This window comes from Microcoleus sp. B6-A1 (assembly GCF_036705085.1).
GTDB lineage: Bacteria > Cyanobacteriota > Cyanobacteriia > Cyanobacteriales > Microcoleaceae > Microcoleus.
Genome location: NZ_JAUBTU010000001.1, coordinates 66770 through 87454 on the forward strand (window position 1 = coordinate 66770; position 20685 = coordinate 87454).

The 20685-nt window shown below is 46.7% G+C and carries 14 protein-coding genes; 4 read left to right on the forward strand and 10 right to left on the reverse strand.

Translation table 11 applies throughout. From position 1 onward, the window contains the following. Positions 1 to 168: 168 nt before the first annotated feature. Positions 169 to 501, reverse strand: coding sequence for a hypothetical protein (locus QUB11_RS00245; RefSeq protein ID WP_333198693.1), 333 nt, complete (start codon positions 499 to 501; stop codon positions 169 to 171). Between the two features lie 213 nt (positions 502 to 714). Between QUB11_RS00245 and QUB11_RS00250 the strand changes: the two genes are divergently transcribed. Next, positions 715 to 2964, forward strand: coding sequence for a dynamin family protein (locus QUB11_RS00250; protein WP_333198695.1), 2250 nt, complete (start codon positions 715 to 717; stop codon positions 2962 to 2964). A 585-nt stretch (positions 2965 to 3549) separates the two neighbouring features. On the opposite strand, the gene QUB11_RS00255 is transcribed toward QUB11_RS00250, so the two are convergent. The 4 genes from QUB11_RS00255 to QUB11_RS00270 form a co-directional block, all read right to left on the reverse strand. Further along, entirely contained in the window at positions 3550 to 4494 is a 945-nt protein-coding gene (locus QUB11_RS00255; protein ID WP_333198697.1) for a GDP-L-fucose synthase, read from the reverse strand. A gap of 408 nt (positions 4495 to 4902) precedes the next feature. Beyond that, positions 4903 to 5934, reverse strand: a complete 1032-nt coding sequence (gene gmd / locus QUB11_RS00260; RefSeq protein ID WP_333054667.1) for a GDP-mannose 4,6-dehydratase — start codon at positions 5932 to 5934, stop codon at positions 4903 to 4905. Positions 5935 to 6379: 445 nt separating this feature from the next. Beyond that, positions 6380 to 7111, reverse strand: a complete 732-nt coding sequence (locus tag QUB11_RS00265) for a sugar transferase (RefSeq protein WP_333076234.1) — start codon at positions 7109 to 7111, stop codon at positions 6380 to 6382. 367 nt (positions 7112 to 7478) lie between these two features. Then, positions 7479 to 8645, reverse strand: a complete 1167-nt coding sequence (locus tag QUB11_RS00270; protein WP_333198700.1) for a glycosyltransferase — start codon at positions 8643 to 8645, stop codon at positions 7479 to 7481. A gap of 429 nt (positions 8646 to 9074) precedes the next feature. On the opposite strand from QUB11_RS00270, the gene QUB11_RS00275 reads away from it, so the two are divergent. After that, positions 9075 to 11165 (forward strand): iron uptake porin, encoded by a 2091-nt coding sequence (locus tag QUB11_RS00275; RefSeq protein ID WP_333198988.1) that lies wholly within the window; start codon positions 9075 to 9077, stop codon positions 11163 to 11165. Positions 11166 to 11737: 572 nt separating this feature from the next. Here the strand turns inward: QUB11_RS00275 and QUB11_RS00280 are convergent. Further along, positions 11738 to 13537: an NFACT RNA binding domain-containing protein gene (locus QUB11_RS00280; protein WP_333198990.1), complete on the reverse strand. Its 1800-nt coding sequence runs from the start codon at positions 13535 to 13537 to the stop codon at positions 11738 to 11740. Positions 13538 to 14121: 584 nt separating this feature from the next. After that, positions 14122 to 15675 carry an NAD(P)/FAD-dependent oxidoreductase gene (locus tag QUB11_RS00285; RefSeq protein ID WP_333198993.1) on the reverse strand — a complete coding sequence of 518 codons (1554 nt, stop codon included), beginning with the start codon at positions 15673 to 15675 and terminating at the stop codon, positions 14122 to 14124. A 309-nt stretch (positions 15676 to 15984) separates the two neighbouring features. Between QUB11_RS00285 and QUB11_RS00290 the strand changes: the two genes are divergently transcribed. Beyond that, positions 15985 to 16572: a hypothetical protein gene (locus QUB11_RS00290; RefSeq protein WP_333153093.1), complete on the forward strand. Its 588-nt coding sequence runs from the start codon at positions 15985 to 15987 to the stop codon at positions 16570 to 16572. A 365-nt stretch (positions 16573 to 16937) separates the two neighbouring features. On the opposite strand, the gene QUB11_RS00295 is transcribed toward QUB11_RS00290, so the two are convergent. Continuing rightward, entirely contained in the window at positions 16938 to 17420 is a 483-nt protein-coding gene (locus QUB11_RS00295; RefSeq protein ID WP_333198702.1) for a hypothetical protein, read from the reverse strand. 213 nt (positions 17421 to 17633) lie between these two features. On the opposite strand from QUB11_RS00295, the gene QUB11_RS00300 reads away from it, so the two are divergent. Continuing rightward, the gene (locus QUB11_RS00300; RefSeq protein WP_333190835.1) at positions 17634 to 17819 is read left to right on the forward strand and encodes a ribbon-helix-helix domain-containing protein; all 186 of its coding nucleotides are present in this window, start codon (positions 17634 to 17636) and stop codon (positions 17817 to 17819) included. Positions 17820 to 18129: 310 nt separating this feature from the next. Here the strand turns inward: QUB11_RS00300 and QUB11_RS00305 are convergent, their stop codons facing one another. Next, positions 18130 to 20094, reverse strand: a complete 1965-nt coding sequence (locus QUB11_RS00305; RefSeq protein ID WP_333198704.1) for a HAMP domain-containing sensor histidine kinase — start codon at positions 20092 to 20094, stop codon at positions 18130 to 18132. Positions 20095 to 20274: 180 nt separating this feature from the next. Beyond that, on the reverse strand, positions 20275 to 20673 hold the full coding sequence (locus QUB11_RS00310; RefSeq protein WP_333198706.1) for a hypothetical protein: 399 nt from the start codon (positions 20671 to 20673) through the stop codon (positions 20275 to 20277). Positions 20674 to 20685: the final 12 nt, after the last annotated feature.

A 20685-nucleotide genomic window follows, 5' to 3' on the forward strand; every position in this document is an offset into this window, starting at 1 on the left:
TTTAACCCCGTTAAGCCTGTTTAACTTTTGGCGATAGAGCGGAAAACTAGCGTCGCATTCTCCGGTATCATGACTCAAAAAACGGAGGTCTAATCCTGTCTCTGGTAAGGTTCGAGCTTTCTTCTTGAACCGCTCGGAACGAGCCGGACTTCCCAAAAGCCCCCGCTTTTAAGCGTGGGGTTCCTTACAGACATTTACATTACCAATCTGTAAAGAATTTTTTCCATAATTTGAAAAGTAGGCAAATTGCGACCTCTCCAATGCCGACCTAAAATTTAATTTATTGACATTTTCACCTAATACATCTGAGAGTAGTTGCCATAATTCCGATGCGACATTTCTGACATGACCTTCTGTGCAGTGAGATTCTTCTGCAATTTTAGAGTATCTTTGACCTTTCCATACACCCAGCAGGATAGCTTTTTGCAGATCCTCCAAATGTTCTCCCGTCTTGGCGAAAACCATGTCATCGGCAAATCTCAAGACTTCTTGAACGTTCATTAGTCAGGTAGGCGTGAAAGTTTTGCCTATTTTATCATATTTTTTATGACATTTTCTGACAAAGATGACACAATCTGACGTTTTCTGACAGAGCGATCGTCTCAATTGCTGATAAAATTTGACATTTTATGACTCCGATAAATTCATAATTAGAAGATAATTATAAAAAACAAATAACTTCCTGTGGATTAAACTAGCGGGTAGCAGAATGCTATGAACATTAATTTTAGACGCTATCGGGAACAAAAAGGTATCAGTCAAGAATCAGTTGCCACCGGGATCGGAATTTCTGTAGATCAGGTTAGACATTATGAGCAGTTCCCTGCACAAGTTCCGATGGGAATGGCAGTAAAATGGCTGCTAATATTAGGTGAAGACATGGCAACTGCCATGTCACAGGAAATACCTCCACTCCCAGGAATTGAACCAGGCAGTCCCTACGCTGAACTTTATCGCCGACTAAATTTACTTAATCAGTATATCGATGAAAATTCTTTTTTACCTTGGCTAGAATTGCCAACGGAACTACGTAAACCTAACGCTCTGCAAGAACAAATTAACCAGTATTACCAAAAACCAAATGTTGTCTTGACAGGAGCCTTTGACTCTGGCAAATCCTATCTTGCTAATACTCTTTTAGGCCAAAAAGTATTGCCAACAGGCTATCAGCCTGCAACAAGAGTCATTACCATTGTTTGTCATGTGGAAAGTCGCCCCGAATGGTTTGATGGAAACGTGGGCATTATTGATGAGAAATTTTGGCAAGATGAAAACGGCAAGCTAAATTTTGACTTCCTATATTTAGAGGATAGGGAGCGTTGTCAGAAGCATTTTTTGCAATTCGGCTCCTTTGACCTGCTAGAAAAATATGGCGTACACCAATATGATGACTCTGACGACAGCAATGACGGCGGACATACAGCTATAGTTTATGTAGATGCTCCTTTGTTAAGAGGGTGTAACCTGATTGACCTTCCCGGTTACTCTGATAAACAAGATGAAGTATCAAAGGATGTTGAGAAAGCTAATAGTGCCACCAAGATTGCTAATGTCTTGCTTTATGCTTCTCCTGCCAAGGGTCACATCAATGGTCAAGATATGGTGCGGCTTCGGAATTTGCTGCGTTTGTTGCCGACCCCAGAGAATGAGTGCAACGACTTTCCGACGCTAGGCAATTTCTTTATTGTGGCGACACACGCAGATCCGAGTATCCCTGACGATGAGCTTCCCAAAATTCTCAATAAAGCTTCAGCCAGACTGTATAAAGAACTTGATGAAACTGCTATAGAGTTTCGTCGGAAGCTAACAAAGCGGGATATTACCAAGGAAGATGTGCAAAAGCGTTTCTTCACTTTCTGGTCAGAAAAGCCGGATCGCTGTCAGCGTCTCTTTGATGATTTAACTCAACTCCTCTGCGAGACTCTTCCTAAACCAGTCATCTCTCGTATCGACCGCGAAATCAATGCCGTCAAAAAGGACAAAAAACAAGAATACGCTAACTCGATTGAGCAATATCAAACAACTGTTGCCAAAATAGAGGAGTATCGAAAGGATCTTGACAAAGCGGAAAAAAATGAACCAGAACGTCAGCGAGAAATGCGGCAAAAACGCAGTCAAGTGAGCAAACAAATTAAGGAATTAGAGAAAGATACCCGCCAATCATTTCAGACCTATGCGGCAAAAAAGATCGATGTAGAGTTTATAGAACAAATGATTCGCCAGAGATACGACAAACAGAAAGAGGCTCAAGAATACGCTCCCGGTTATTTAGTCGATCTGCTGCAAAGTCATTTAGAAAATCGGATTAGTGTCAATTCTGAAAAACTCAAGGCTGAGATTGACGCTTTTCTAGAAAAATACCCAGTGCCTAAACTTCCCAACAAAGATGGAATAGTAGTATCTATTCCCTTCGATACAAAAGGAGCTTTTCTTGGTGGGATAGCAGGTTTAGGTACTTATGGTGCCTTAGCCGCTTGGGCAGCAGGCCTTGGCAATCTTGGCAGCTATATCTTAGTAGCGAAATTAGTCAGTCTTTTGTCAGCACTTGGTATTAGTATCGGTGGTGGCACGGCAACAGTAATTTCTTTCGTAGCTGCGATTGGTGGCCCAATAGTTCTAGGGATCGGTTTAGCTGCTGGAGTGGCTTCTTTTGTGTGGAGTTTATTTACGGAAGCTTGGCAGAAGCGGTTAGCAAAAGAAATTCACCAACAATTCAAAAAACAGGGTGTTGTTGATAAATTCTTAGGAGGAATCGACCAGTATTGGCAAGAGACAGCCACAGCCTTTGATAAAGGTGCCGACGCAGTTGAAGCAAAATGCAAACAGTATCTCAAGCATCTGCACGAAATTACTTCAACTGATACCCAGTCAAAAGAACGAATTGAACAGATTATCATAAATCTGGAGAAACTCAGGGTTTTTTTCGCCAACATTCCTTGGGATACCCAGGGAGAATGTTTGTAAAAAAAACCAGCGGTTCTCGTGGCAAACCACCCAAACCCAATAAAACGACGTATTGAACGGCTGGCGGGGTTGTCACCCCACCAGCTTTTTTGTCAGATTGTAAAAATTTGGCACTGTTACGACATTAAAAACTTCCCACGCCAATTCCCAAGAAATTATCATATCTTGAACACTAAACCTATTGCAAAAGTAATTTGAACCGGAGAACCTGCCCCTGATGCCGCTCGATTGGTATGATTTCTTAGTTCCCCTCTGCGACGACAAGAGGCAAGTGTAATAGCGGTTTTCACTGCCGACTATTGTCAGTGAATTATCACCCAAATTTGTATAATTTCTTAGTGCCAGAAGGCGGACTGGTTTGTGTAGGATAGGTGGCAATCGCCGACTCTTATAAATGAGGTTTCTCACCCGCATTTAGTATTATATCATGTACGATCGAGCGATTAAAAGGGCGGGTTTTTGAGATTGTCAATTATTGGCAGATATTTTTCGTGAACCCGCCCCTACCGTATTAGGGGTAATCGACCGGAAATAATATTATTCCTAAAAAAACCCGGTTTCTTGAAGAAACCGGGTTTTCCACACTCAAACTGCGTGTTTTCGATACCAATCAATGGTATTTTTCAACCCATCCTTAAACTTCACCTCCGCAACAAAACCAAACTTTTCCTTAGCCCTTTCCGTATCCAAACAGCGGCGCGGCTGACCGTTCGGTTTGTCTGTTTCCCAAACAATTTCTCCCTCAAATCCCATCAATTCGCAAATCGTTTCCACTAAATCGCGAATTTTAACTTCGCTATTCGTTCCCAAATTAACCGGGTCAGATTCACTGTAATCTTGGGTTGCCATCACAATTCCCCGCGCGGCATCTGTAGAATACAAAAACTCGCGGCTGGGGCTGCCGTCGCCCCAAACTGGCAGTGTTTTGTCTCCCCTTTCTTGCGCTTCGTGGACTTTGCGAATTAATGCGGGGATAACGTGGGAACTTTTTGGGTCAAAGTTATCTTCTGGGCCATACAAATTTACTGGTAGCAAGTAGATACCGTTGAATCCGTATTGCTGGCGGTAGGATTGCAGTTGCACTAATAAGGCTTTTTTGGCAATTCCGTAAGGTGCGTTAGTTACCTCTGGATAGCCGTTCCACAGGTCATCTTCTTTGAAAGGAACTGGGGTCAAGTTGGGATAAGCGCAAATCGTGCCGACGCAGACAAATTTTTCGACTCCTGCTTCGTAGGCGGCGTGGATTAGTTGCGCGCCCATCATCAAATTGTCGTAAAATAATTCAGCGGGTTTGACTAGGTTTAAGCCGATGCCGCCGACGTGGGCGGCGAGGTGAATGATGATATCTTGTTGGTCGGCGGCGCGCTTGCAGTTTTCCATAACGCGGAGGTCGCAGTCGCGCGATCGACTTACAGAAATTTTATCAGCATCGGCCCCTGCTTTCACTAGCTGGTCGATTACCTGACGGCCCAAGAAACCGGCGCCGCCCGTGACTAGAATGCGTTTGCTGCTTACATCCAAGCTTGTCATAATTTTAGCCTCGGGATTTTGAATAAAGGTCGATCGACAATTTCAATTCTAAAATTGTTGCTTTAGCAAAAAAAGCTTTCAGCTACAGGATGAGGTTGCCCACAAATTTGTTTTAGCTGCTGCAGATAGGGACAATTTGCGCCGTGCACACCCGAAAGTTAGATATAGGGGCCGCGAGTCCTCAACTATCATTTTAATGTTTTTTTTAGCCCGCACAGCCGAAAATTTTGCGAGCAATTAAGCTGGTTCTTTGAATGCCGATCGCGCTACGCTAATACCTGTAACAATCCTCCGATCAGTTGTGAAGTGTGTGCAGGGGCTATCCCCCGGTGCGCGCCTTTCGCCAAAGGGGTAGACACGGGGCCCTACCCCTACAAATTGTTCCCACTGACGGCTTGGTTTAGCGACTTAATCAAATCCGTTGCCCGAACCTCGACCTTGCTCCTCTAAAGCTTTCATGTCAGCATCTACCATTAAATGCACTAACTCCTGAAAAGTTACAGAAGGTTCCCAATTTAATTGCTGGCGCGCCTTAGTCGAATCGCCTATCAACAGTTCGACTTCTGCCGGCCGCAAGTAGCGTTCGTCAAACTCCACATATTTTTGCCAATCTAAATTGACGTAAGTAAAAGCCAAATCGAGAAATTCCTTAATGGAATGGGTCTCGTTGGTAGCAATGACATAATCGTCAGGTTTGTCTTGTTGCAGCATCAGCCACATCGCCCGCACGTAGTCTTTAGCATAGCCCCAGTCCCGCTTAGAATCGAGATTGCCCAAGTAAATCTTTTTCTGCTTGCCGGCGACTATTCTGGCCACGGCGCGAGTAATTTTGCGAGTTACAAAAGTTTCGCCACGGCGCGGAGATTCGTGATTGAACAAGATGCCATTGCAGGCAAAAAGTCCGTAAGATTCGCGATAATTTATTGTTTGCCAGTGCCCGTAAACTTTGGCGCAGGCGTAAGGACTTCTGGGATAAAAAGGAGTTGTTTCCTTCTGCGGAACTTCCTGCACCAAACCAAACATTTCCGAAGAACCTGCTTGATAGAACCGCACTTCTATGCCGGTGCGGTGCTGATAGTCCCGAATTGCTTCTAGCAGCCGCAATACTCCCATCCCTACTGTGTCAACCGTATATTCCGGCGAGTCAAAACTGACTCGAACGTGAGATTGAGCGCCTAAGTTATAAATTTCTACCGGCTGAACTTCTTCCAATATCCGGCGGAGAGTGGTGCCGTCCGTCAAGTCGCCGTAGTGTAAAAACAGGCGCGCACCCTCGCTGTGAGGATCGACATAGATGTGGTCAATTCGATCGGTATTGAAACTAGAACTGCGCCGGATAATGCCGTGAACTTCATATCCTTTTTCTAACAGTAATTCGCTCAAGTAGGAGCCGTCTTGACCTGTAATACCTGTTATTAGCGCTCGCTTACGTTGGGTCATCTGATTTTCCTTTGACAGGCTGTGTTAATTCACAATAAATTTTTTGGCAGAGGCTGTTGCTCCCTGCCGGTCGTATTCTCAAACTGCTTTATAAAACTTACTCAAACTTAACTTTAGTTACCTAAAGCTAGTTGAAGTTTACTTCCTACGCTGTTGGGTAGTGGGCTATCCCAAGATAAGTAGGCTATCCCCCTTAAGCCAAAGGTTATAGAGTTAAGTTTAACACCTAAACCTAAAGTAGTCTATCTAGAAGAACTGATCTTTCTCGATGAATAAGAGGTAGGTTTATTTAACTATTTTCCCCTTTAGTTAAGCTCACAATTCTGCGATCGGCATCCAGGAACTGTTTAGTTTTGACAAAGAGTTTGTCGCTGATTGTCAGTAGTCAGCATCAGTGGTCAGTAACAAATAAAACTAACTACCGATTGCTGACTGCGGACAAAAATTAGTATGCGCCGTTATTTTTGGGAAAAATCACAACTCCAATTGTTTTGAAAACAATCCACATATCCATCCAAAGGTTTTTGTCATTTGCGTAATAGAGGTCGATTTGGACTCGGCGGGGATAGGGAATGTCGTTGCGACCAGACACTTGCCACAAGCCTGTAATTCCAGGTCTTATGGTGAGAATTTTGTTGATGTGACTGCCGTATCTCGGCAGTTCTTCTTCAACTAAAGGTCTCGGTCCGACGACACTCATATCTCCTTTTAAAACATTCCAAAACTGGGGAAACTCGTCTAAACTGGTCATTCGTAAAAATCTTCCAATCCAGGTAATTCGAGGGTCTTGTTTCAGCTTGAAATTGTCCTCAAACTCTTGACGCAAATGCGGAGAATTTTCCATGATTTCCAGCAATATATCGTCCGCATTTTCCACCATCGTTCTGAATTTCAGGCAATAAAACCTTTTACGGTTTTTGCCTACTCGTTCCTGTACGTAAAAAATAGGGCCGGGCGAGCTTAAGGCGATTAAGAAAGCCAAAAGCAGGTAAACCGGAGCAAACAGGATCAGAACCGATAAGGAAAACAGGATGTCAAATAACCGCTTGAAAAGTTCTCCGTCGAGGCTCTGTAGAGAACGACTTATGCGTCTATCTCCTTGCAGGACAGACCCAAAACCGCGTCTTGCGATCGCTCGAATTACCTTGCCGGAGATTAGTTGGCTGTCGGCAGTCATCTTACTCCTTCACTTCACACCACACACAGTCCTGATCATAAAGCCTCAAGACGCTTTGTTCTCTCAATTATGTTGCCAATACTCAATTTTCTGCCTTCAGAAGGCTTCAAAAGGCAGAAGGAAGTAGGAAGAGGGCTTCTGGCGGCAGAAGGAAGAAGGCACAAGGCACTGATGTAGAGGTCTTCTGAAGGCACTTATAGCCTTTCGAGCTCTCATATGAGGTACTATCCGGCATAGGGCTCCGTGGGCATAGGGCATAGGGTTCCGTGGGCATAGGGCATAGGGCATAGGGCATACCTCACTTTTTTGAGAACCGCTATATACAAAGGCAGAAGGAAGATTCTCCCGTTATCGGGATCTGGTACTCTCAAGCCCCTGACTGGGTAAAATCACGGGATTGAAATTCCTGATAGCAGCGTTCAACAAAAGCTAGATAGCGCTGCCCAAAGACTTCGGGGGCAAACTGTTCAGCGCGCAACCTGCTGATTTCTGGCTCAAATTTGCCTTGCAACTGCTCAAATTCCTCGACAGCTTCGACTAATGCTGCTGCGGTTTGCGAGGAAAAAAATAAACCAGTCCCTGTCTCTGGGTGTTGGCGAATGTCGAGCACTGTCTCCAAAGCGCCCCCTGCTGCATAGGAAATTACCGGTGTTCCGCAAGCTTGAGCCTCTACCAAAGCTATGCCAAAATCTTCGCAAGCTGCATAGACAAAGGCTTTCGCCTCTGCCATGTACTTTTCAACTATGGAGGCGGGCTGCCAGCCGAGCACTTGCACGTTGGGTTTGGCGAGAAGCCGAATCATTTCTAATTCTGGCCCGGTGCCGATGACAATGAGAGTATGCCCTAGTTGATTGAATGCTTGGACGATCGCACTTACGTTTTTGTAACTTACCAACCGACAAACGGTGACGTAAAAGTCTTGTTTTTGCCGCATCAAGGAAAATCGCTCGATATTTACCGGGGGATAAATCACCTGGGCCCGCCGCCGATAGCATCGCCAAATTCGGCGCGCAGTGTGTTGAGAGTTAGCGATGAAATAATCAACGCGATTGGCGGAAATTACGTCCCACTGCCGCAGTCGATGCAACAAATATCGCGTCAGCAGACCCTGGATGCCCCGTCCGGCTTTGCTGCTACGCAAATAGTCAAAAGTTAAGTCCCAAGCGTAGCGCATGGGCGTGTGGCAGTAGCAGACGTGCATTTGCTGGGGACTGCTGAGGATGCCTTTGGCGACGGCATGGGATGATGAGAGGATGATGTCGTATTCTCGCAGATCTAGTTGTTCGATCGCGATCGGCAGAAATGGCAAATATTTTTGGACGCCGCTGCGGGCCTTGGGAAAGTGCTGCAAAAATGTTGTGCCAATCTGTCGCCCGAAAAGATAGCTTTCGGGATTGGCTGATTCAAAGTCGATGAGGGCATAGACATCTGCCTCGTCTACGTGTTTGAGGATTTCCTGTACTACGAGTTCTGAACCGCCAGTAGCTAAGGGCGTCAACCATTCGTGAACTAGGGCGTATTTGAGTTTTTTCACTTGTATTTGTAGCCGATCGAACGATGTGTTAGCGCCAGTTCTGTCAATATTAATCTTACTGAGGGATCACTTACGCAATATCGGGGCATCAACCAGGTTTCTAGGTAGGTATCTTTAAACTGAGATGTTGCACCATTCTCAATTATTTGTTTAGGAACAGGCTTTTCGGCCTGTTCCACAAAGAGTGAATTTTCTTGTGGAACAGGCCGAAAAGCCTGTTAAGCGAGAATGGTGCTCTTCGGTGAGTCAAACCAAGGATTTTGGGAATAAACGGGGTTTTTGTCAAATCAACCACAGCAAAACTGCACTCTTCGGCAGTGATTTCCCCGATTGTTGACAAGAAATACTATTAGGCGGAATACTAAAGGTGATTTGCGATCGGCTAAATCTTCGGAACGGGCGATCGGCTCAATGTGGTGTGAGGAAAAAATGTCCAAATTTTTGTGGAAGGGACTTTTAGTTAGTCCCGCTGTATTGGCAGCAAGTTTAGTCGTATCTGCGACGGCGCTAGCAGCAGAGCAACCTTTAGAAATTGCCACGGCAGCTCAAGCTGATAAATTGCAATTAGCAGGTGCTGCAACCGAGGCAGCCAAGTCTGAGACCGCAAAGCCTGAGACAGCCGAACCAGCCTCACTAGCTAGCAAATCGACTGTTGATACTATTGAGAAAGAAAGTGCGAACCTCTACGAGGGCTTCACTAACGATTTGATTGCGCCAGTTGCCGAACAAGCAAAAGCACCGGAAGTTGCAGCAGCAGATTTAGGCGAAACCAAACCCGCAGTAGCGCCCGCAAATTTAAGTGCCGAACAACCTGTCGCGGAGCAAATCCCCGCAGTCGCGCCCGCAAACTTAAGCGAAACGCAACCCGCCGCTGCACCGGCTAATTTAAACGCGGAAAAATCCGTCGCACAGCCCGCTCAGATTTCGCAATCCACTGATTCAAGTGCCCAACCTCAAGCACAGTCTAATGTTTTAGAACAACTCAACCAATACAGCGCCGAAGACAGTAGCAGCCAAGATGCGGCCGGCCAAGTAACCTCAGTTTCTCAACTTTCCGACGTTCGACCAACCGATTGGGCATTCCAAGCTTTGCAATCCCTAGTAGAGCGCTACGGGTGCATAGCTGGCTATCCTGACGGCACTTTTCGTGGCAACCGGGCGATGACTCGCTACGAGTTTGCAGCGGGTTTAAATGCGTGTTTGGATAAAGTTAGCGAGCTGATTCAAGGCGGTTCCAGAAATCTGGCGACGCGAGAAGATTTGGCTTCTGTGCAAAGGTTGCAAGAAGAATTTGCGGCGGAATTGGCAACTTTGCGCGGCCGCGTCGATGCTTTGGAAGCGCGCGCCTCTGAATTAGAAGCAAATCAGTTTTCAACTACGACTAAACTCAACGGCGAAGTGATATTTGGTTTGGCGGGTATCGCCAGGGGAGATGATGCCGAGGGCCGCGAAGCTGATAAAACCACGGCTTTTGGCAGCAGGGTTCGTATCAATTTTGACACGAGTTTTTCTGGAGAAGATTTGCTCAGAACTCGACTGCAAGTTTTGAATCTGGGTGCGTTTTCTACTAATAATACGAAAACTGCTGAAGGGGAATTGCGGTTTAATGTCGGGCCTTTTGGCGAGGCTAACAATATAGTAGCTTTAGATGCGCTGCTTTACCAATTCCCTATCGGCAAAAGCACTACTGTAATTCTAGAAGCCAACGCCGGCGCTGCTGACGATTTTACCAACACTGTCAACCCTTACTTTGACGGAGACGGCAGCTACGGCGCTCTTTCTAACTTCGGTACTCGCAACCCAATTTACTATTTGCTTGGTGGTTCTGGCATCGCTCTGCGGCATCAGTTTGGGGAAAAACTGGAGCTGAGTTTGGGATATTTGGCCGGCAATGCTGCCAACCCGACGCGGGGAAATGGTTTGTTTAATGGTTCTTACGGCGGTTTGGCTCAGTTGACTTTTACACCGAGCGACAGCATTGCTTTAGGTTTAACTTACGTTAATTCCTACAACTTAATTACCAATACCGGCAGCAATGCTTCTAATTTTCCGCAGCGTCTCGGTTCCTTCGGGTTCGACAGCGATACCACTCTCCCGATTTCTAGCAATTCCTACGGCGCGCAAGCTTCGTGGCAGTTGAATCGGAGATTTGCAATTGGCGGTTGGGCGGGTTACACCAACCAGCGCATTTTATCCAACTTGGCTACTCCTACGGGTTCTGTGCAGCGGGGGGATCAAAAAGTCTGGAACTGGGCAGTTACTTTGGCTTTTCCCGATTTGTTGAAAGAAGGAAATGTGGCGGGGATTTTGGTAGGTATGGAGCCGCAGGTGACGAATTCTACTAATCGGACTTTGCCGGAAGATAAGGATACTTCGCTGCACGTAGAAGGTTTTTATCAGTTTAAGTTGAGCGATAATATTTCTATCACTCCTGGTCTGATTTGGCTGACTGCTCCTGACCACAATAAGAATAATTCTGATTTGGTGATTGGGGTTGTCAGAACGACGTTTACTTTCTAGGAGCAGCCCACACCGATTTTAGATTTTAGATTTTAGATTTTAGATTGGCAGTTTTAATCTAAAGTCTAAAATCGCCAATCTAAAATTGTCCGAGCTGGGGTTTAATGTTTAAACAGAAACGACCAGCTTTAGCTAAAGCTGGTCTGCACAAATAGTTAAATCCGTTGTGTTCCCACAGTGTTTTTCTCACAGTGAGGAAACCCAAGTTGCACGTTTCTTTGCAAAGGGTTCTCAAACAAATATCATCTCTCTTAAGTGGTATTTTAACAACAAAATTTAATTTTTTGTAATAATACTTTACATTACAGACGAATATAAATTCTGATATCGTTTCCGGTTGCATCGGAATGATTTAACCGCAGAGGGCGCAGAGAACGCAGAGGGAGAGAATACAGAGATGAATAATTCCGATGCTACCGGATTTGATATTAGGGGGCGATCGCACTCTCGGTCACTTTGTATAATCTAACCCGGCTTCAAAAACCCGGTTTCTTGCTAGGTTTATCGCTACCAAACCTGTAATTTTGCCTAAAAACGCCGATCAACCCTATTACTCACTCACTTTATATAAATCAAGCCGGAGCTTGCTGCGGTCTACCCCAGACAATTCGCTCCTGCTTGTATACAACCATACCCGGTTTAGCACCTTTCGGCTTGTATACATATTTCGGTTCTGTATAAACCACGGGGACTTGTTCGCTGTGGCGGGCGCGACTGTAGTAAGCAGTCATGTCAGCGGCAAATTGCAAATCGGTTTCTTCAGCCACAGTACCGGGTTTGAGACGCAGCAAAGCGTGGCTTCCGGGAATCTCTAGGGTGTGGAACCACAAGTCGTAGTCGTTGGCGGTGCGAAAAGTGAGTTGGTCATTTTGGCGATTGTTGCGCCCGATTAATAATTCAAAGCCGCTGGGGGTTTGGTAGCGGTGAAATTCGATCGCAGCATTTTTGTCCGTACTGCGGTAATCTGGTACGTCTAGATATTTTTGCTGGATTAGTTCTTCGCGGATTTCGGCGAGGGTTTGCAAATCTTGGGTGTTGCGGTAGGTTTCCAATACCGAAAGTGCGACTTCAACTTGTTCTAAATAGTCGATTTCTTCCTGTACGGCGGCTAACAAAGGTTCTACTGCAATGCGGGCTCTTTTAAGTTTTTGGTGTTTTTTGTAGAGGGCTTGAGCATTTTGAACGGCGTTTTTTTCCGGGTTTAGGGAAATGATAACTGGTTTTTCGGTTTCAAAGTCGGGGAGAGAAATCGATTTCATTCCCGGTTCCCAATGCTGCAAATTTGCCATCAGCAAGTCGGCTTGGGATTTGTGGGTGTCGGCGTCTGCGGATTGCTGCAAGCGTTCTTTAAATGTGTTGGCTTTGAGGCGCAGTTTTGCTAGGACGTTGTTGAGTTTTTGGGTAAGCTGATGCCGCAGTTGGGCGAATACTTCTTGATTGATTTCGCCTGTGTAGTAGCTGTTAAGTATTTCTTGAACCGAAGAAGGAAGTTCGGCAACGGATTCTGTAACGGATTTAACGGATGTCAGGAAGGAGGAATCAGAGGGCTGGCACGACACCGCTCCTACATTTTCTGGTGTCGGCCAATCGATGACGGTGTAGCCTTCGGGGGTAAAACTCGGGTGAAATTTGGAGTTTTCTAGGCATTGCAGCCAGTATAGCCAGCGCTGGAATAGTTGCTGCCATTCGTCGGGATTGAGGCTGTCGGTGGATTGTTCGGGGTCTAAAGAAGCCGATCGAATCATTGACAAAACTAAGGCTTTACTCATCCCTCGGTAATTCTTCAACAGATTGCCCTTTAATTGCCCAGGAACCAGGCTAATTCGTGATTGCCAGCGGTTTTGAGATTCGCTCAGACTCGGCACTGCATCGGTCAAAGACGGGGGCATTTCGTAGGGTTGCCCGGTTTGGATGGGACGGACGGTGGACTGTTTGGCGCTGACTTGGTGGGCGCAGGTGACAACGAGGTTGTCTTGGGCGGTGAGGATGACGTTGCTGTACTTGCCCATGATTTCGGCGTACAAGTGCCAGAGGGCCGGTTCGCCGGGGCGTTTGGCGAATTGCAAGTCGATGACTCTTTCCCAGGATGAAACAGGGGCGATGGAAACTAAGGCTAAACCGCTGAGTTGGTGCCGCAGTTGTTCGCTGAAGGTGAAGGTGTCGGGAATGCGGGGCGGGGGGTCGCCGACGCAGATGCGGGCGGCCACAGGATGCCAGGAAAGGTCAATCCAGCCGCGCCCTTTCATGGTGCGGAGGGCTAGGGACACGGTAAATCGATCGCGCTGGTAGACTTGTTCTAAGCGCGCTGGCAGCCATTGGGCTCGCAGTTCGCTGCAAGCTGCGGTTAAAGTTGTAAAGTCTACGGGTTGCACGGTGGCCTCTTTGCGATCGAAGTATCTATTTCTATGCTGACAGATATCGGTCACATTTTACTAACTATAGCCTTTCTCAGTAACATGAGGTGCAGGCTTGATAAGCGGGCATAGGGCATAGGGCATAGGGCATAGGGCATACCTGACTTTATTGAGAACTGCTGTATATACAATTATTGTTTGCTATTGCTTCGCGTCCTTCGCTAGGAAAGCGCTTCAATAATTCCGTTAACAAATAATCTCAATTCCGGTTGCATTGGAATGATTAAACCGCAGAGAACACAGAGAACGCAGAGTCAGAGAACAGAGAGATGAATACAGGACGATGAAGGGCGGATTTGATATAACAAATAACTAATAAACATCTCCTAAAAAGCAGGTTTTGAACAGGCACGATGCCTGTTCCACAATAATTATGGGAGATGTCTAATAATATCAATTCCGGCTGCGCCGAAATGATATCATTAGTCATTAGTCATTAGTCATTAGTCATTAGTCATTAGTCCTCAGTGAACAGTCCTCAGTGAACAGTCAACAGTCAACAGTCAACAAGCATTCCGGTGCAACCGGAATCGATATAACAACTAACTAATAACTTCCCGAATCAATTGCAAATGTTTGTCCAAAGGTGCGATCGTATTGGCTGCGATCGCACCGCTAGCAGCAACAGCCGGCAAACCAATTCCCGGAAACGTCGAATCTCCGCAGCAAAACAGCCCCGCTAAAGGCGTTGTCGGGCCGGGAAACAAGCCGCTACCCGCCCGAATTCCGGGCCCGTAGGAACCGCGATGGCGGCGCAAAAACCGTTCGTGGGTTAGGGGTGTCCCAACTAAGGTGACTTCGCAGCGCGATCGAATATTGGGGATAATTCTCTCTAAGGCTTCCCACATTACCTCGGCGCGCGCTTGTTTTTGCAGCTTGTACTCTTCGCTGGTTCTATCGAGCTTTTGCCACAAATCGTAAGGCTCGTTTCCGGGGGTATATGCGTGAATGACGTGCTTTCCCGGAGGCGCGAGGTGGGGGTCGAGGAGGGAGGGAATCGAGACGAGAACGACGTTCTGAGGGGCCCAAACGCCCATTTCCCAGTCTTTGACGAAGATGTAGTGACAAGCCAAGTCCGATCGCACTCCGGCAGCATCAATTCCCAGATGCAGGTGCATGAAGCTGTCGCACTCGGGCGTGGCCTGCCTCTGTTGCCGAAACCTTTGCGGGACTGAGGTTTCAGGTAACAGTTTCAGGGTATCCCAAACGGAAGCGTTGGAGACGACGGCTTTGTGCGATCGAATAATTTTGCCCGATCGCAGCCGCACGCCTGCAGCCCGGTTGTTTTCCACCAAAACCTCTGCAACGTGGGAATTTAGCAGCAACTGCCCTCCGTGGCGCTCTAAACCGCGTACCAGGGCATTTACCAAAGCTGCACTACCGCCGATCGGATAGTCCAAAACTGCATTGGGGCGATACCAGTCGGCGAACATGAAAGCGACTTCGGCTGCGATCGTTCCGTCTGCGGGAAGTCCAGACAGCAGGAAACACAACAAATTCAGCCAATTTCGGACAAACGGATCTTTGACATTTTTGTCCATAATTTTGCTGAAAGGGCCTGCAAGTGCGATCGCGTCGCCAGCACTTTGCAGGAAAGCCGGCGCAAATTTGCCGAGGCTAAAAACAGCGCCCAAATCGAAGCGCAAAGCCAGGGAGGGCAAGGCTATGGCAGCTTTGGCGTAGGGTTCCATGATGCGCTGGAGTTGCTGCCATTCGGCGACTGCTTCGGCGCCGCGCAGTCGTGCGAGCACTTCGCCAAATTGACTCGCACCAACGGATGTGTCGAAATCGCCTTCTGGCAAACAGCAACCCCAGGTATCGTAGGTGATGCAGGGGAGTTTTTCGCCGATCGCATCCAAAACTTGCCGCAGCGGATTGGCAGACGGGCTGTAGGATAATCCTGAGTACAGGGAGGGCCCGGAGTCGAAGCTAAATCCGCCGCGTTCAAAACCGTGTGCGGCCCCGCCCGCGATCGAATGGCTTTCGCAAACCACAACCTCAAAGCCATAGCGGGCAAGCATTGCAGCGCAAGTCAAGCCGCCAATCCCGCTGCCGATGATGATGATTTCTGTGTCTGTGGGCGCGATCGCAACCATGTTTTTCTCCGCTACTTCAGCTAATATTATCAATGTCTTGCAGCTTTAGGACTTAGGCATTTAACTGTAGGCTCGATCGCCCCTAGCCCCCCAAAACACAAGGGGGGGACAAGAAGCAAGCAGTTGACTGTAGGCTCGATCCCCCCTAGCCCCCCTTAATAAGGGGGGGACAAGAAGCAGTCAAAGTCCTTGTTAAAAATGGCGGGTTCAGAAGGATTCAAAGTCAACCCCTACTCCCCTTCTTAAGGGGGATTTAGGGGGATCTAGACTCAGCTACTACCCTTAAAATACAAATCTGTATATTATTAAATGGAAAATATATCTATTCTCGAACAAGCTGCCCAATCTAATTCTAAACCATCTCCCGACGCTGTAGTCGCCGCCCTCCTAGAATCTGAGAAAAACGCGAAAAAAAATAAAATTCGCTATTTTTTCGAGCAATTAATCGGCAACTGGCAACTCTGCTTTATCACTGGCACAAAAAAGACTCGACAAAAAGCGGGGATTGTGTTGGGTGCGGGACGTTACATCCCTCAGTGGATTGCGAAAATTCAAATTGCTTATTCGGCAGAACCTGTTGCTGAAGGGGAAGCGGATAGCGAAATCGGCAGGGTGGAGAATTCGGTGCAAGTTGGGGCGATCAAACTAACTCTTTCCGGGCCGACTAAGTTTTTGGTTAATAAAAATATTTTAGCTTTTGATTTTACCAGAATTACGGTGAAATTGTTGGGTAAAACTGTGTATCAAGGATTTATTCGCGGTGGAGAAGCGCGGGAGGCGGAATTTTTTAGTTTGAGTGTGGGGAAGCAGGCTTTTTTTGCATATTTTCTGGTAGAAGATGGGATAATTGCGGCTAGGGGAAGGGGCGGCGGCTTGGCTTTGTGGGGGAGAGTTTAGGTGAAAATGTGCGATCGGGAAACAACAGTATTTATTGGTGTCAAGTTATCTGTAAATCTCGTTTGTATCGAACTGTATATCCCCCTACATCATCAGGGCTGTTTCATTCTCTCGATGCCCGCCAGGGGTTGAAACCCCTGTCTCATAGCTGAAGTCGTCTGAAGACGACTGAAAGAGTCATTTGTCATTTATAGTCCTCATAGCGAGGACTTTTGCTATGAGGCTGGGGTTAAAACCCCGACGGAGTTAATGCGGAGTCGCTACAATTGTCACCGTCATTTGTGTTTATTAGACATCGCAAGAATTGCCAGTCTTGAACAGGCTTTCCGGCCTGTTCCACAATGATTATTGGAGAGGTTTATTGATTAGGTGCGATCGCACACAACTTCAAACACACCCCCTGGAATAAACCGACACAAAGCCCTCCGCCGATCGTCCGCATCTTGGCGATTGACAAAACGCGCGATCGTATAGTGCTCAGCATTCGGCAAAATGCGGACGATCGCCCAAGAAGTGCGATCGCCCTGCTTGGACTTTTCAGGTGTTTTCCCTCGCGAATTTGAGTTGAGTTCGATCGCGGGGCGATCGGCGATCGTCGGAGAATTTGCTTTTCTGAGAGTGTTGAGGTAGCGGGCGATCGTACTTCCTTTGAGATTCGCCCCGACGCGCAGAATCAGAAACACCGCAAAGCTTTCGATCTCTGGCCCAGTCATGCGCGCGCGATCGGCCTCAAAATCCTCATCCGAGTAGCTGCGGATACCCGACAGCAGTTGCGTGATGCCAAAATCATTCAAAGCTTGTTGATAGCCGCGGTTATATTCGCTGCCGTCGCTCACAGGCTTTACCATAGTAGTTGTCTCCTTTTATGTGGATTGTCTCCTTGTATTTGGGGAACCATCAGCCAGCGCGGGCCCGACGAAAGTTCAGCGCTGGCTTTTGACTTTTTGAAAGTATAGCATAGATATAGCACACATAAATGCTTTAAATGAGCCAAACTCGACAGGATGGTCTAGATACAGCACAATTACGATCGGCTTATACTAAAAAATAATGAATCTCTGATGACCAAACGCTTAGCGACCTATTTAGCCGATGGAATCTATGACATCCTTGAAGAGTGGGCAAGTCAAGAACGCCGTTCAGTCAGCAGCTTGTCAGCATTCATTTTGGAGCAAGCAGCCAGAGAACACCAAAAGGAAATGAAACAACAGCCCCCGCCATCGGATGAGAAGCAGGAGAAAAGTTGAGTGGACGCATTAAAGCCGAAGAAACCGGGTTTTTTGCGGTTTTTGCGGGCTGTAACGAAGTATTTGGCAAAAAAACCCGGTTTCTGACCACCCGTGCGTCCACTATATGAAATTTATCGGCATAGACTGAGGTTGGAGCTCAGCAGCCAGCGGTTTGTGCTGTTTGAAGTGGCAAAATAACCAATTAGAATTAATAGAGTGCGATCGCCCCCACTGACAAGACTAAAGCATTTGGACATAAAGCCAGAGGTTTGAAACATACATTTTCGCCCCTCTGCCTACCCCCTAAATCTCTCGCCCAAAAATCACATCACCCGTTTCCTGTCGGTATCCGCACAGTGAAAATAGACCCTTTTCCCTCTTCGCTTTCTACCAAAATTTCTCCGCCCATCATCTGACAGTAGTAGCGACTAAGTGTCAGCCCCAATCCAGCGCCGTCGTAAGGTCGCGCCGCTGAAGAGTCAGCTTGCACAAAAGCTTCAAACAATTTGTGTTGTTGTTCTTCCGACATTCCAATTCCGGTATCTTTAACCGATAAACAAATCCAATCGGAGTCTTGAACATTCGGCAGGGGACAAGCGATCGCGCCAGAAGGAATTTCATCGGCAGCCATTGAATCGTCAATCACCGATCGCCCTGCTGCATTCAATTTTCCACTTCCTGCAATGCGCTTCACAGTCACTTTCACCCTACCATTTTTGGTGAACTTCGCAGCATTACTAAGCAGATGTATCAAAACCTGGCGCACTTTTTTGAAATCTGCGTGCATTAAGCCCACAGTTCGATCGCACTCAATCTCCAAAACATTGCCATTTTTCTCTACCAACGGTTTCGCGGCACTCGCAACATTGTCAATCAGGGATTCGATGTCAAACTCCTGGATTTCGAGTTTCATACCCCCCGCTTCAATTTTTGACAAATCAAGGATATCGTTAATCAAAGATAGCAGATGCGCGCCTGCTTTTTCAATCTTCTGCAAGTCTGGTATAAACTCATCAAATCCCGCATCCTGGGCATCTTCTGAAAGTAGTTGACTGTAGCCGATAATCGCATTTAAAGGCGTCCGCAATTCGTGGCTCATAGTTGCTAAAAACTGGCTTTTAGCAGTGTTAGCGGTGACGGCGGCTTCCTTAGCTTGTTCTAATTCTTTTGTATGTCCCGAAACCCGCTCGATTAGGTGATTGAGAGAGGCCGCCAGAGAGCCGATTTCGCCTTGTCCGGTGACGGGTGCTCGCAAGTCAAAATTAGACTCAGCAGCTACTTGTTGGGCCACCTGAGTAACGCTGATCACAGGTTTGGCGATCGCCCGACTCGTCCGGTAAGCCACCATTCCAGCCACCACTACCGACAGCAGCATACTAATAATAATTATGGCTTTTTCCATGCCTTGGGCGTCTTCCATCACTTCACCACCTTGGCCCTCTTGCCGCTGGGCAATCTCAAGGATTTTGCTCAATTCCTCAAGGCTGCTGTTGAGCTGTTTTACACCTTCTCCGCTTTCGATTGCGAGCAATTTTCTCGCCGACTCTATCTCCAGAGGCGATAGTTGGGATTGCTGGATTTCCTGCAAAGTTGACTTGAGAGTATCGGCGTAGGATTGTAATTTTTTCGTGCAATCTTGCACTAAAAACTTGATAACTTCCGGTTTTGCTGCCAGCCAAGCGGGTTGGCTGTCGGCAAAATTTTCTATACGCAACTGCAGATTTTTGGCCTGAGAAATACTCTTAACCAACTGCTCTTCTTGCTGTTTTAGCTTGACCGCATTATCTACAAAAGAATCTAGCTGTGAACCCTGCAATTGGGCCGTCAGGGTTGCCTCTTTAAAATTGCCGAGCAATTGCGCTTGTAGGTGAGCATCATTGAATTGCTTTAATCCTTGTCCTTGGTAGTAATCGGCAATTACCAGTCCACTCAGCGAGCCAAAAAAGCCGATTCCTATTGCCAGCAAATACCCGTAGCCAATTTTTTGATGGATAGGCAAACCGCCTATTTTAGATGGCAAACTTTCGCGGATTTTTAAGGATAATTTTTCTACCAAATTATCCTTTGCTTTTTTTTTATTTACGGTTTCTACAGAAGCCACTTCTTCGGCAATAAAAACTGGCATCTGTTTACCTAAATTGGTATTTGTTGGGTTAACCTTTCGCGTTTTCACGTTTTTTTTCGGCGGGTTAAATGGTTCTAATTCGGGATTCAATTCCCCCTGGTCTTCCCAAACGGCAACCGAAAAACTTGCTTCGTGTCCTGTTTTTTTTAGCAAGTTAATTTTTGACATATGCAACCCCTGTATTCTGTTAAAATCTATCACGCTCTTAAGTTCTCCAAACGGAAAAGCTTGTCTATTTGACCGTAAACATCTGCGAAAAAGCATCTGAAACTCTGGTCGAGTCAGAGGAGAAACTTAAATTCGGTTGATGTCTAAGAGATAATTAGGCTGTTGATGAATGTTGCCAAATTACTTTTTCGACTCGTAAAAGTCTGCAGCAGGCAAAAAAAATAAAACTTTATCCCCGCAGTGAATTATCCCCGCGTGGAATGTTACAGGCAGAAAATTCTCTCTGACCTGTTTTGCCTGTGAGTAGCCCAAAGCTGATATTGTCTGTTGACAATGCACCCGATTCCTTCGCTTTGGACTTTGGCTGCCAGCAATGCGACGATTGCTTGACGGTTTTTGTTGAGCATCCGACAACTTCTTAGCACAGAATGTCACAAATGCGGCAGCCGATCGAACTTTTGCACCCTGGCGATCGACTTTTGGCATCGTTGCCCCGCAAAGACAAGTCTGAGGCGAAGTCTCGTTAATTGAGTATAACTGTAGCGGCTTGCGAAAAGAAACCCGGTTTCTGCGAGTCAATCGATTTTAGAT